This window comes from Larkinella fluvii, assembly GCF_051857545.1.
Classification (GTDB): domain Bacteria; phylum Bacteroidota; class Bacteroidia; order Cytophagales; family Spirosomataceae; genus Larkinella.
On sequence record NZ_JBPZHB010000008.1, the window covers coordinates 505,848 to 518,396 of the forward strand.

11 protein-coding genes and 1 tRNA gene are annotated in these 12,549 nt (G+C 52.9%); 8 read left to right on the forward strand and 4 right to left on the reverse strand.

Annotated elements, in window-relative coordinates:
• Positions 1–13: 13 nt before the first annotated feature.
• The 5 genes from mutY (at position 14) to ACS5NO_RS23235 (ending at position 6,226) form a co-directional block, all read left to right on the forward strand.
• On the forward strand, positions 14–1,102 hold the full coding sequence (gene mutY / locus ACS5NO_RS23215) for an A/G-specific adenine glycosylase (protein WP_439417342.1): 1,089 nt from the start codon (positions 14–16) through the stop codon (positions 1,100–1,102).
• Positions 1,103–1,153: 51 nt separating this feature from the next.
• Entirely contained in the window at positions 1,154–1,696 is a 543-nt protein-coding gene (locus ACS5NO_RS23220; RefSeq protein ID WP_439417343.1) for a single-stranded DNA-binding protein, read from the forward strand.
• 32 nt (positions 1,697–1,728) lie between these two features.
• Complete coding sequence (gene gldE / locus ACS5NO_RS23225; protein ID WP_439417344.1) at positions 1,729–3,057, forward strand: gliding motility-associated protein GldE; 1,329 nt, start codon at positions 1,729–1,731, stop codon at positions 3,055–3,057.
• Between the two features lie 27 nt (positions 3,058–3,084).
• Positions 3,085–4,437: a PrsW family glutamic-type intramembrane protease gene (locus ACS5NO_RS23230; protein WP_439417345.1), complete on the forward strand. Its 1,353-nt coding sequence runs from the start codon at positions 3,085–3,087 to the stop codon at positions 4,435–4,437.
• 232 nt (positions 4,438–4,669) lie between these two features.
• Positions 4,670–6,226 carry a M20/M25/M40 family metallo-hydrolase gene (locus ACS5NO_RS23235; RefSeq protein WP_439417346.1) on the forward strand — a complete coding sequence of 519 codons (1,557 nt, stop codon included), beginning with the start codon at positions 4,670–4,672 and terminating at the stop codon, positions 6,224–6,226.
• Between the two features lie 79 nt (positions 6,227–6,305).
• Here the strand turns inward: ACS5NO_RS23235 and ACS5NO_RS23240 are convergent, their stop codons facing one another.
• The 4 genes from ACS5NO_RS23240 to ACS5NO_RS23255 all read right to left on the reverse strand — a co-directional run bounded on the left by ACS5NO_RS23240 (position 6,306) and on the right by ACS5NO_RS23255 (position 10,257).
• Positions 6,306–6,632 (reverse strand): hypothetical protein, encoded by a 327-nt coding sequence (locus ACS5NO_RS23240; protein ID WP_150878761.1) that lies wholly within the window; start codon positions 6,630–6,632, stop codon positions 6,306–6,308.
• A 142-nt stretch (positions 6,633–6,774) separates the two neighbouring features.
• Positions 6,775–7,758, reverse strand: coding sequence for a nucleoside hydrolase (locus ACS5NO_RS23245; RefSeq protein ID WP_439417347.1), 984 nt, complete (start codon positions 7,756–7,758; stop codon positions 6,775–6,777).
• A 31-nt stretch (positions 7,759–7,789) separates the two neighbouring features.
• Positions 7,790–8,893 carry an LBF_2804 family protein gene (locus ACS5NO_RS23250; RefSeq protein ID WP_439417348.1) on the reverse strand — a complete coding sequence of 368 codons (1,104 nt, stop codon included), beginning with the start codon at positions 8,891–8,893 and terminating at the stop codon, positions 7,790–7,792.
• Positions 8,894–8,958: 65 nt separating this feature from the next.
• Positions 8,959–10,257, reverse strand: a complete 1,299-nt coding sequence (locus ACS5NO_RS23255; protein WP_439417349.1) for a Gfo/Idh/MocA family protein — start codon at positions 10,255–10,257, stop codon at positions 8,959–8,961.
• A gap of 317 nt (positions 10,258–10,574) precedes the next feature.
• Here ACS5NO_RS23255 and ubiE point away from each other — a divergent pair, with 317 nt between their 5' ends.
• From ubiE to ACS5NO_RS23270, 3 genes are all read left to right on the forward strand, one after another.
• Entirely contained in the window at positions 10,575–11,300 is a 726-nt protein-coding gene (gene ubiE / locus ACS5NO_RS23260; protein WP_114408177.1) for a bifunctional demethylmenaquinone methyltransferase/2-methoxy-6-polyprenyl-1,4-benzoquinol methylase UbiE, read from the forward strand.
• Entirely contained in the window at positions 11,246–11,986 is a 741-nt protein-coding gene (gene porT, locus ACS5NO_RS23265) for a type IX secretion/gliding motility protein PorT/SprT (protein ID WP_439417350.1), read from the forward strand. The genes ubiE and porT overlap by 55 nt, the downstream gene beginning before the upstream one ends.
• A 174-nt stretch (positions 11,987–12,160) precedes the next feature.
• Positions 12,161–12,235 (forward strand) — tRNA-Val (locus ACS5NO_RS23270).
• Positions 12,236–12,549: the final 314 nt, after the last annotated feature.

Sequence of the window (12,549 nt, forward strand, 5' to 3'; positions counted from 1 at the left end):
GTTACGAATTGTTTTGGATTGGTTTTCAGACTCCGACGACACAAGAATCGATTTTGCCGCTACCCTGACAGGGTGGTATGCGCATCACAAACGGGATTTGCCGTGGCGTCACACCCGCAACCCCTATTTCATCTGGTTATCAGAGGTTATTCTGCAACAAACGCGCGTAATTCAGGGCCGGCCCTACTACGAACGCTTCGTGGCTGATTACCCCACGGTTCAGTCGCTGGCCGACGCCGACGAGCGTGAGTTGCTGCGGCTCTGGCAGGGACTGGGCTATTATTCCCGGGCCCGAAATATGCACAAAACCGCGAAGTACATCGCCGGCGAATTAGCCGGTCAGTTTCCAGAATCGTATGTGGAACTGCTGAAGCTGCCCGGAATCGGCACCTACACGGCGGCCGCCATTGCCTCATTTGCGTTCGATGAAAAAGTGGCCGTGGTCGACGGAAACGTATACCGGGTGCTGGCCCGGGTGTTCGGCATCGAAGAAGACATTACGACGACGACCGCAAAAAAAACCTTCTCAGCCCTGGCGAACCGGCTGATTCAGCAGTCTGACAATCCGGCGACCTACAACCAGGCGATTATGGAATTCGGTGCGATTCAGTGTACGCCGGTTTCGCCGGACTGCCTTTTGTGCCCCTTGCAGCAGCAATGTCGCGCCTATCTGACGGGCCGACAACGAATGTTACCGGTCAAAAGTAAGAAAACCGCCGTCCGCGAACGGTTTTTTAACTACATTGTGATCCGTCAGGGCGACCGCATTGCGTTGAAAGAGCGGACTCAGAAGGACATCTGGCAGCATCTGTACGATTTTTGCCTGATTGAAACCGAAGAGCCGATGGAAGCGTTTCGGGAATTACCGGAAGGAAGCGTGCTGAACTGGGTGTTGCAGGAAGGCATTCTGAAGGGATTATCCGACGAACGAACGCACGTTTTAACCCACCAAAAGATCCGCGCACGGTTCTGGCTGGTGGAGGTGCCGGAGGGTCGAAAAGTGGAGCTCCCGGACGGGTTAACTTTTTGTAAACCGTCTGAAACAGAACGGTTACCAAAGCCAATTTTAGTCGTGGATTATTTGAAAAGTCTTCGTTTTTAGCTACTTTTACTTAGTAAATTAGCATCCATTCACCATTTTATTTACCGTTTTATGGCAAGCATGAACAAAGTGATTCTGATTGGCAATGTTGGTAACGATCCTGAAGTCCGCTACCTGGATGGAGGGTCAGTGGTTGCCAAATTTAGCGTTGCCACAAACGAACGCTACACCACCCGCACCGGAGAGCAAGTCGACCAAACTGAATGGTTTCGGGTCGAAGTTTGGAATGACCAGGCTAAAACCGTTGAAAAATACGTCCGAAAAGGCAACCAGATTTATGTGGAAGGCCGGCTGAAAACCGAGACCTATACCGACCGCGAAGGCAAGGAACGTTTCTCGCTGACGGTTCGGGCCACGACGTTCCAATTCCTGGGCAGTGCCCGCCAGGATGGCGCGGAAGGCGGTGGCGAGTCCTACGCCGAATCGGCTCCGGCTTCCCGGCAACAGGCCGCTCCCCAACCAGCACCCGCCCGGCAAGCCCCGCAGCCCCAGGCGGCTGCGCAACCGGCCCCTCGGCCCGCTCCGGCAGCCCGAAAACCGGAACCGGTTCCCGACGATATGAATAACGCAGGCGACGACGATTTACCGTTCTAAGCCCGTGTTTTTGATCACCTATACGCAATTTCATGGATAGCGATCCCCTCTCGAGTAAGGTGCTCCCGGCTGATGCCTGGGGCACCTATCTTAGTTTTTACGGCCCTTATGCCGCCATTCTGATTGTCTTACTGGCCCTGGCGGCCATTGTTTCCGCTTCTGAAGCCGCCTTTTTTTCCCTTTCGTCCGACGACCGCGCCATTTGCCGCAGCAGCGATGACGTAGCCGAACGCCGGATCATGAATCTGCTCGACCGGCCCCGGCGGCTCCTGGCTTCTCTCCTCATTTTCAACAACTTATTAAATCTGGCGATTGTCGTGATCGTCACCTACCTCGTCTGGAAACTCAGCCAGCTCGACCCGACCTCCGGCTGGGTACTAGCCAGTTTAACGGCCGTGTTGACCCTGACGATTGTGCTGTTTGGCGAGATCATTCCGAAGGTGTACGCCAGCCAGAACAGCTTGTCGGTAGCCCGCCGGACGGCTCCGCTGGTGGCACTGGCCTCCACCCTCTTCCGGCCTTTGTCAGTGTTGCTGGTCAGTTTGACGAGTGTGATCGATCAGCGAATCCGGCGACGAGGCTACAAGGTTTCGATGGTGGAACTCAACCAGGCCGTTGAGTTAACCAGCCGTGAATCAACCCACGAGGAGCGCGAACTGATCAAAGGCATTGTCAATTTCAGTAACCTGACGGCCCGGCAGGCCATGCGGGCCCGGGTCGACATTACGGCTTTCAGCGAAGACCTGACCTTTACGGAATTAATGGCCCAGATCAACCAGTCGGGCTATTCGCGGGTGCCGGTCTACAAAGAATCACTGGACGAAATCGAGGGCATTCTCTACCTCAAGGATTTGTTACCGCACCTGGATAGCGACGATTCGTTCCGCTGGCAGACGCTGATCCGTCCGGTTTTCTTTATTCCGGAAACCAAAAAAATTGACGACCTGCTCCAGGATTTTCAGAAACGCCGGGTACACATGGCGATTGTGGTGGATGAATACGGCGGTACCCGCGGCCTTATTACGCTGGAAGACATCATCGAAGAGATTTTTGGCGACATCAACGACGAGTTTGACGAAGAAGAGCCCGTTCCGTTCCAGCGTGTCGATGACCGGACAATTCGGGTGGAAGGAAAAATCCTGTTAACGGACATTTGCCGGGTTTTGCAAGTCGATATTACCTACTTTGATGAGGTCAAAGGCGAAAGCGAGTCGCTGGGTGGTTTGCTGCTCGAATTGTTCACCCGCGTTCCCCAGACGGGACAGGAGGTTAGCTACGGCGAGTTCACGTTTAAAGTCCTTTCGGCCGATGACAAGCGAATCCAACACGTTGAAATTGTCGGACCGGAAACACCCAGTTAATCAGCAAGCCAATCGCTCATTCTGGCTATGAACCAACCCCCTTTACCGCCCGACCTGTTCATCTTCCAGTGTTTCGCCGGACCCGATGCCGGCAAAACCATCGTCCTGACGCCCCACGTCCGTTTGTTGCTGGGCACCGGAATCCAAAGCAGCTACCGGCTCGATGATCCGTATGTCGCCGAACAACACCTGAGTCTTTTCTTCGACGGAGTCCTAATCCAATTCCATACCGTTGATAACCAATACATTCGACTCAATGGTGTCCCGGCTATGGCGGGAGAATTGGCGTTGGGAGTCGACGCCCTGCAACTGGGAACGTCGCTCTGGCGGCTGTCGAAACCAACGCCGTCGACCACATCCGAAAACCAGTTTGCCGAACCTTTCCAGCGGTTTTCCAATTTCGCCGGGATCGACCAGCTCGACAAGGATTTCAGCCTCAAAGCCATCTTCTCCCGAATCGGCGAAAAGCGGACGGACGACGACATTGAGAACGCCTTCACCGTAGGCACACGGGAAACCACCCCTCCCCTTTCGAAAATCGCGGCAAACTGGCCGCAGCCCTGGCTTTTTGCCCGAATGGCCAGTGCTTCTCTCCTCATTTTCTGGGGATTGTACATCGGTGCCGCGCAGTTCAGCAACATCATTGTCATTCCCGGCTTGCTCTTCATCGGTGCTTTTGCGGTTCCTTTTGCTTGCCTGATTTTTTTCTGGGAAATGAACGCTCCCCAGAACGTTTCGCTCTACCAGACGGTGAAGCTGCTGTTTATGGGCGGTATCCTGTCCATCCTGATCTCCCTGCTGTTTTTCAGCAATGTCAGCTTTTTGTCCAGTTGGCTGGGCGCATCGAGTGCCGGGATTGTGGAGGAAACCGGGAAGTTGCTGACGGTTCTGGCCCTGATGCGGAATAAACGGAAATACCCCTGGATTTTGAACGGCCTGCTGTTTGGTGCGGCCGTTGGAACCGGTTTTGCCGCTTTTGAATCAGCGGGTTACGCCTTTGTGGCGTTGCTGGAATATGGTTCCGTCGATGTCGCACTGGGCAACATTGTGGTGCGGGGCATTCTGGCCCCGTTCGGCCACATCATCTGGACGGCCACTACGGCAGCAGCCATCTGGCGGCTCAAACGTTTTGATAAGTTCCGGTGGGAGTTGTTGCAGGAAAAGTCGTTCATCCGCTTATTTCTCCTCGTGGTCGTTATGCACATGCTCTGGAACGCCGGTTTCGATCTGCCGTTGCTGCCGTCCATTTTTGGCATTCAGTTCAAACACATCCTGCTGGGATTACTGGGTTGGGTGATTGTGCTGAGTCTGATTCAGGAAGGACTGAAGCAGATCAAAAAGGCACAGAAAGAAGGGAACAGCGCATTGATCACGTATTGACACTTCTACGGAACGCGGTTTTTATTAGCCACCGCGAATTTGATTTCAAGAAATAGCCATTCACCCGATTTAATCATTGATTGAATGGCTTATCTGATCCGGTTGGCTTCTATTCCCGCAAACCTATACCTATTCACAGATCCGATTGTAATTAACAAACAACCAGCGGGTTGAAGTAGATATTCGTTTTTCAAATTTGTACTTTAGTAACACAACCTAAACGTTTTTACGCATGAAAAGGCGACTGTTACTGTTGAGCTTCCTGACCAGTTTTTCTCTCGCATCCGTTGCCCAGCAGGATGACAAACCGGATTTAGCGGTGGTAAAACAAATTCGGGAAGAGGGGCTGACGCGCTCCAAGGTTATGGAAACCGCCTTTTACCTGACGGATGTCAACGGCCCGCGCTTGCAGGGCCCCGGTTTTATGAAAGCCGCAAACTGGTCGAAAAACAAACTGGCGGAATGGGGACTGCAAAACGCCAAACTTGAATCCTGGGGCGAGTGGGGAAAAGGCTGGGAGATCGAGCGCAGCTACATCGCCATGACGGCCCCCTACTATAAAACCATCATCGCCGTGCCGAGAGCCTGGAGCGGGGGGACGGAAAAAATGCAGCAGGCCGAAGTGCTGTACATCGATGAGTCGGACACGACGGCGCTGGAAGGCTACCGCAACAAGCTCAAAAATAAAGTCATTCTGCTCCACCAGCCATTCGCCATCAGCCCCTCCTTCAACGCTGATGCCAAACGGTTTACCGAAAGTGATCTGGAAAAAATGGCAAAAGATGAATCGGTCGCCCGCGATTCGTCCTACCGCAGCCTGATTGCGGCCATGCGAACCCGCAACGCGTTCAACCAGAAAATGCGCAAACTGGCGAAACAGGGCGGTGCGCTGGCCATCCTGAACACCAGCCAGCTCAGCAAAGACGGAACCCTGTTTGTCAGTGGCGATTTTGCCAATGCGGCCACCGGCATTGCCCACGACGAGTTGGCCGACCTGACCATTTCGGTGGAAGATTACCTGTCGCTGAGCCGGATGGCAAAAGCGGGCGTGCCGATCAAACTCGAACTGGATGTCAAAACCAAATTCTATACGACCGACACCAAGGGCTACAACGTCATTGCCGAAATACCGGGGTCGGACCCCAAGCTGAAAGACGAAGTGGTGATGCTCGGCGCCCACCTCGATTCGTGGCATGCCGCCACGGGCGCGACCGACAATGCTGCCGGTTGTTCGGTGATGATGGAAGCCGTCCGGATTCTGAAAACACTGGGCCTGAAACCGCGTCGCACGATCCGGATTGCCCTCTGGAGCGGAGAAGAGCAAGGCTTACACGGTTCCAAAAATTACGTCACAAAACACTTTGTCGATCCGGCTACGAACAAACTCACGAAGGAAGGGGAGCAACTGGCCGCCTACTTCAACGTCGACAACGGAACCGGTAAGATCCGGGGAATTTACCTGCAAAACAACACCGCTGCGGGTCCGATTTTTGCCAAATGGCTGGAGCCTTTCCACGATTTGGGAGCCGCGACCATTGCCCCCAAAAGCAGCGGAGGAACCGACCACGTGTCGTTCGATCGGGTGGGACTAGCCGGTTTTGGGTTTATCCAGGATGGCATCGAATACAGCACCCGCACGCACCACACGAACATGGATACCTACGACCACCTGATCGCCGATGACCTGAAACAGGCCTCTACGATTGTCGCATCATTTGTGTACAATGCGGCCATGCGCGACCAGAAAATACCGTTAAAGAAACCCGCCCTGGGCGACGCTGGCCGGTAATTCTTAAAATCGTTTACCCCAACTCCCTAAATGGGCTTTCAACAAGTCTACAAAAGCCCTTTAGGGAGTTGGAGCAACATTACAACCCGATTACGACGCTTTCTACCAACAGAATCAGGAAGGCTGCGGCCGAGATGATCAACCCCCACTCTTTGATGCGGGTCAGCAACTGCCGACTCTCTACCTGACTTTGAAAGATCCCAATGAGGTGTTCGGCGATGTCGGCCGTGGCAAACAAACTGGCGATCTGGAGCAGATGCCAGGCATAGTCAAAACCGTCGATACATTGTTGCCAAATGAGGGGTTGAACAAAGAAATAGATTAGTAAAATCCATTCTTTGATTCCAAACCGGGTTATTTGAAGCTGAACCCGGCCAGCAAGGTGGGTAAAAAGTTGTCTGAACATGTCTGGTCATACGGTTGGGTACATCAAATGTAGCAAACATCATGCTATTTTTCCAGACCTGAATCGCAAAAAAATCCAACTCCCTACCATCCCTTTTCTCTCTTGTCTCTTGTCTATTGTCTATTGTCTATCATCTATTGAATCACTTCTTCCCCGGCTGGTGCATCATCAGCGTTTCGATTTCTTCGGTTACCCGGGTCACCGGCATTTTTTCGGTCAAATAGTAATGCGGCCCATTCGGGTCGTCCTGCCAGGAGTTGGTGCCGCCACGGATCAAAAACCGCCCCCGTTTCAGTCCATAATACGGTTCGACACCCCGAACGGCTACCAAAACCGCCGTCTGATCCCAGCTCATACGCCCGTCGTTGTCCTGCTTGGCTTTCGGCATACAGAGTGCAAAAACATCCTTCACCGGACTTTTTAGAGACGGACTGGCTACCAGACGCGGACCGGTTTTGATCTCTTTTCCGATCTCAAATCCGCTGAAAATAACCGGCGTGGGCCAGTTGGCAAAGGCTTTCTCAGACGCCACCGAATCTCTATACACGTTGAATTCCCGGCCTGTCGGAAACGATCCGGCCATCGAAACCAGTTCCTTTACTTTCTGTTTCACCAGTTCTTTTCCTCCTAGTTTCGAAAACCGATCCGGTTTGGAATCCAGCAAATTGGCCATATTGGTCAGAAAACCGACGGTCACGATGGTCACGCTACCGTTGGGTTGTTTGGCAAGAAGTTGTCGATACGTCGCCACGGCATCGGGCGCTTCGTCACTCGAACGAATTTTGTGTGGATACGTCGCCACGAGCATTTCGGGCCATTTCTGCCAGGCGCCATCCACCACGCCCGGCCCTTTGGTGACGCCCGTTGGCAGGTCTGGCCGACCGAAGTAAGTGTTCAAAACGTCGATGACTGGCACCACCAGGTCATGTTTATTGGACGCAATAACCGCCAACGGGCGAGCCTCTCCCCGATCGGCCAAGGCGTGTAAAACCGCCATCGCACCCACGTCGTCGTAGTCGGGGCCGATGTCGGTATCCAGAATGATGGAAACGGGTGGTTTGGGGCGGTTTTGGGCGAAAGAAAGGACGGCAAAAGCCAGGAAGCAAAGGGTTAGGAAAGATTTCATGGAAACAGGGTTTACGGGCCAATTTCCGAAATTACACCCACAACCCCTCTCCGCGCACGAAGTTTTTACGAAGGGACTCCAGTTCGGCTTCGGACGTCGTCAGAATACCCGCCTTTTGCAACTGCCGGAGCCGGTTTCGCTCCAGCGATGACAGATGACCGTCGATGAGAATGGTGAAAATAAAAAGCCGTTCCAGTCCGTGCCGAACGGCATCGGAGCAAGTCGCCAGTTGTTCGGGGAATGCTTCGGTTTTAGCCACCTTTTCCAGATCGGCATCGATGGAGAACCGGGACATAACGGCTTCCCGGAGCAACAGATGGGCGTAATTTTCGGGCCGGGCAGAAACCGCTGCGAACTGCAAAACGCTGGGGAGCAGTTGCCGAAAAGCCGGTTCACGGCCAAACTCCTCGACGAGTTCGTTGGTAAACTGCCGGATGGTCAACGGGGCCATCACCCGGAGCTGAGCCTGTTGCAGAATGCGGTAGGTGGCCCAGCTAATCCCGATCGCAGCAACCAGAGTACTGGTTGAAATGGTCATGATGGGCGTAATGGCCCGTTCACTGCTTAACCGGAGAACCCATTGCACCAACCCGTTGCAGGCAAAGGCCAGTAACAAAACCGTTATCAAATACCCGGACAGCGTCCACGGCAGCAGGGGCCGCGGGCTCATCCGAAGCCGAAACAGGCCCCGCGGAGGGCTGTTCTCGGCCAGTTGGTTGATGTGGCGGGTAAATGACAGATCATGAAAACGCGGAAACTGACACGTCATTTCAATCAGACGAACCGCTCCGGTGTAGACCAGCAGCAACGCATGCAGAACCAGGTAAAGTACCAAAACCGCAAACAGAACGCTGATCAGAGGCCAGTCGCCCAGGGCGGTATGGGTTTTTGCAAACCAACTCGCCCAGAGCGTGTGGGGCAAATAAACGACCCAGATACCGAACACCACCAAAGCCGATGACACCAGCATCGTGGCACCTTTGATCCGGTAGAGGGCATGGCGCTCCGCGTTGTTGAGCACAAAAGGCTCATCGGAGGGATGTTCGGTATGCATGGCACGGGCCAGATAACGAAGTGTTGTCCGGCCAGCGGTGGCCTGGTCGAAATCGCCAGAGGAATCGGTTGAGTCGGACATGAATAGTAACAGCTTACTTCTACTATAACCGGATTCAGGGGTAAGCTGTTTGCATACCCACGGACTTACACCGGATATTTCCACTCACCCCGGTATTCGCGGCTCAGCAGTTTATTGGCTTCAGCGTCGCCTTTGATCACTTCTTTTTCCCCATCCCACTCCACACTACGGCCTAGTTTATACGACAGCATCCCCAGCAGGGCCATGTTGGTGGATCGGTGGCCAATTTCGATATCGCAGGTCGGCAGGCTCTTCGTTTTGATGGCTTTCAGAAAATCGTCCCAGAGCTGGGCAATGTTCTGGTCGTCCGGTTTGTTCAGTTGCGCATCCTGGTGAATCACCGCTTTTTTTGAATCCGCCGGGTAGAACGTCCAGCCGTCCATCCAGCCCATGTGAAAGGTGCCTTCGGTTCCGTAAAAATAGACGCCTACGGCCTGTTGCGGGTGCGTTTTTTCGGCATTGTTCCCGGCAAAGGTCCGGTGTTCCCAAACCGCCGTAAAATCTTCGAACTCAAAACTGGTCACCTGGTGGTCGGGAGCGTCGGTATTATCCTGTTTAATAGCCCGTCCGCCGGTCGAAAAAACCTTTTTCGGGTATTTCTCTTCCGTCCACCACAAAATCTGGTCCATCCAGTGAATGCCCCAGTCGCCCAGCGTCCCGTTGGCGTAATCCAGGTAATTCCGGAAACCGCGCGGGTGCATCGTGCGGTTGTAGGCCCGCAACGGAGCCGGACCGCACCAGAAATTCCAGTCCAGTTCTTTGGGCGCTTCCTCGTCGGCAACTTTCTGCCCCGCCCCACCGGCGTAATGTACAAACGCACGGGCCATGCCAATTTTACCGGCTTTCCCCGATTTCAGGAATTCCATCCCGGAAACATTGTGCGGAGAAACCCGCCGGTGCGTTCCCACCTGGCAGACCTTGCCGGTTTGTCGGGCGGTTTTCACCATAGCCCGGCCTTCGTTGATCGTGTGACCAACTGGTTTTTCCACATACACGTGAGCGCCCTGTTTCATGGCTTCGATGGCAATGAGCGGGTGCCAATGGTCGGGCGTGGCCACAATCACGATCTCGGGTTTTTCGCGGGACAGCATTTCCCGAAAATCCCGGTAGATTTTGGGTTTGTCGCTGGTCAATTTGGAAAATTCTTCGGCGGTTTTTGTCAATTGCCGTTGGTCCACATCACACAGCGCCACCAGTTTCGACTGCCCGGACTGCATGGCGCAACGCAGGATGTTGTTGCCCCACCAGCCGGCGCCAACCAGGGCCGTGCGGTAGGTCGATTGTTGCGCCAGTGTGATCAACGGACGGGTGACCACCGCAGCACCGGCAAGGGCCGATGTTTTCAAAAATTCAGAACGATTCATAACAATGCAGGGAAGAAATAGTCCTCGAAAACTACGCAATCTGTGAGGTAATCACAAACTTTCTAACCAAGGGCACGTACCTTTGTGAAATATGGTTTTGATGGTTAGGGGGTTGAATGGTTGTAAATGGCTGAATGGTTAAAAATGGTTGAATGGCTCAGAATGACATTTTCGACTGCATGGCTAAAGTCACCCAACCCTATTTAACCATAAAAACCATCCTGATCCATTCAACCATTTATAACCATTCAACCATAAAAACCATCCTGAGCCATTCAACCATTTACAACCATCTAACCATCCAGCCTATCTAGTTTATGGCCGTCGTTCCGTATAAAGACAAAAATACCAGCAAGCGTGAGCAGGTCGAAGAGATGTTCGACTCGATTTCGCCAAAATACGACTTGCTCAACCACCTCCTCAGTGCCGGTATCGACATTGTGTGGCGGAAGAAAGCGATCCGGCTTCTGCAACCCGAGAAACCCAAAATGCTTCTCGACATTGCCACCGGCACGGGTGATTTTGCGATCGAAGCCCTGAAACTCAACCCCGACAAGATCATCGGGGTCGATATTTCGGAAGGCATGCTGTCGTTTGGGCGGGAGAAAATCCGCAAACTCGGACACGAGGATAAAATCGAACTCCGCTCCGGCGATTCGGAAAGATTACCGTTTGCAGACAATGTTTTCGACGCCGTCATCGTTTCGTTTGGTGTACGCAATTTTGAAAATCTACTCAAAGGGCTGACCGACATGCACCGTGTTACGCGGTCGGGCGGCACCTGCCTGGTACTGGAGTTTTCGAAGCCGCGCAAATTTCCGTTCAAGCAATTTTTTAGTTTTTATACGAATCGTTTCCTGCCGTTGATTGGCCGGCTGGTGTCGAAAGACGCTTCGGCTTATACGTACCTGCCCGAGTCGATGCAGGCGTTTCCGGACGGCCCCGATTTCATCCGGGTTCTTGAACAGGCAGGCTTTACGCAAACACGATGGATACCTCTTACATTTGGCATTTGTTCTATTTACACCGGAAAAAAAGTATAGCCCTCGGTTTGCTGTTGGCGATGCTGAGTCCGAATCTTCAGGCCCAGTCATCGATGAAATACCGCCGGATTCACCTGGAAGGGTACGACGACAAGACCATCCGCTACGGTTTTCTGTTTGCGGCTCCCGTCACCCGTTTCAACATCAAATACAGCGACGCCTACGTCAGTGCTGATTCGGCCCACCAACTTTATTCCCCCAGCAAAGTCGGTTTTCGGGTCGGTTTTGTCATGAACACCATCCTGAGCGAACATTTCGATGTGCGGGTGACGCCCGCGGTGTCGCTCTATTCCCGCTCGGTCGAATACAAGTATCCGGGTGGAACCGGCAAAAAAGAAGTGCGCGAATCGACCTGGCTGGAGTTTCCGGTTTTGCTGAAGTACAAGTCCAAACGGCGGATGAACTCGCGGATGTATGTCGTGGGCGGGGGCTCGCTCGGGATCGAAACCAACGTGCGTCGGCGCGAGGTGGCCGGTTCGAGCCGGTTGCTGACCAAAAACCGGGATCTGACGGTTGAATACGGGGTTGGTTTCGAGCAGTTTTTCGAATTTTTCAAGTTTGCCCCCGAAATCCGGTTTTCACACGGGTTGGTCAACCTCTTCGAACCGGTGCAGGGCAATGCCGCCAACATCGGCATTCAGAAACTGCGCACCCACACGATAACGCTGTATCTCACCTTCGAATAAACCGGGTGCCGAGCGCGTCAATCAACATCCCGAATGTCGATTCAAAAGCCCTGACGATGAATTGGTTGTAAAATAAGTTGATTTTTTTTAGTGGAATGCTTGCAGAATGCCGCCGGAAGCCACTATATTTGCACTCCCAAACGACGCGAATGAGTCGCCGGGAAACACAAAAAAGGGAGTTTAGCTCAGCTGGTTCAGAGCATCTGCCTTACAAGCAGAGGGTCGGCGGTTCGAACCCGTCAACTCCCACAAAAATTACAAAAACCCCTCAGAAATCATTTCTGAGGGGTTTTTTATTTGTAGTGTATAAATTTTGTAAGTTAATCGGATCAAGTACAAAAGTTGTGGATCAAGTACAAAAGTTGTGGAGTGCGTTGCATTTTTTTAGGTTTGTATTTTTCATCAAACCTGACCGTCTTGGAGAGTTTCCTGCCTTTAGTGGATCAAGTACAAAAGTTGTGGAGTGCGTTGCATTTTTTTAGGTTTGTATTTTTCATCAAACCTGACCGTCTTGGAGAGTTTCCTGCCTTTAGTCGAATACCTGTTACCCGATTTTATCGTAG

What these genes read in the sequence shown, in the direction of transcription:
- porT (WP_439417350.1), top strand. Translation starts at nt 11,246, where the DNA reads ATGGATACCTCTTACATTTGGCATTTGTTCTATTTACACCGGAAAAAA.
- ACS5NO_RS23245 (WP_439417347.1), bottom strand. Translation starts at nt 7,758, where the DNA reads ATGAAATCTTTCCTAACCCTTTGCTTCCTGGCTTTTGCCGTCCTTTCT.
- ubiE (WP_114408177.1), top strand. Translation starts at nt 10,575, where the DNA reads ATGGCCGTCGTTCCGTATAAAGACAAAAATACCAGCAAGCGTGAGCAG.
- ACS5NO_RS23220 (WP_439417343.1), top strand. Translation starts at nt 1,154, where the DNA reads ATGGCAAGCATGAACAAAGTGATTCTGATTGGCAATGTTGGTAACGAT.
- ACS5NO_RS23250 (WP_439417348.1), bottom strand. Translation starts at nt 8,893, where the DNA reads ATGTCCGACTCAACCGATTCCTCTGGCGATTTCGACCAGGCCACCGCT.
- ACS5NO_RS23240 (WP_150878761.1), bottom strand. Translation starts at nt 6,632, where the DNA reads ATGTTCAGACAACTTTTTACCCACCTTGCTGGCCGGGTTCAGCTTCAA.
- gldE (WP_439417344.1), top strand. Translation starts at nt 1,729, where the DNA reads ATGGATAGCGATCCCCTCTCGAGTAAGGTGCTCCCGGCTGATGCCTGG.
- ACS5NO_RS23230 (WP_439417345.1), top strand. Translation starts at nt 3,085, where the DNA reads ATGAACCAACCCCCTTTACCGCCCGACCTGTTCATCTTCCAGTGTTTC.
- ACS5NO_RS23255 (WP_439417349.1), bottom strand. Translation starts at nt 10,257, where the DNA reads ATGAATCGTTCTGAATTTTTGAAAACATCGGCCCTTGCCGGTGCTGCG.
- ACS5NO_RS23235 (WP_439417346.1), top strand. Translation starts at nt 4,670, where the DNA reads ATGAAAAGGCGACTGTTACTGTTGAGCTTCCTGACCAGTTTTTCTCTC.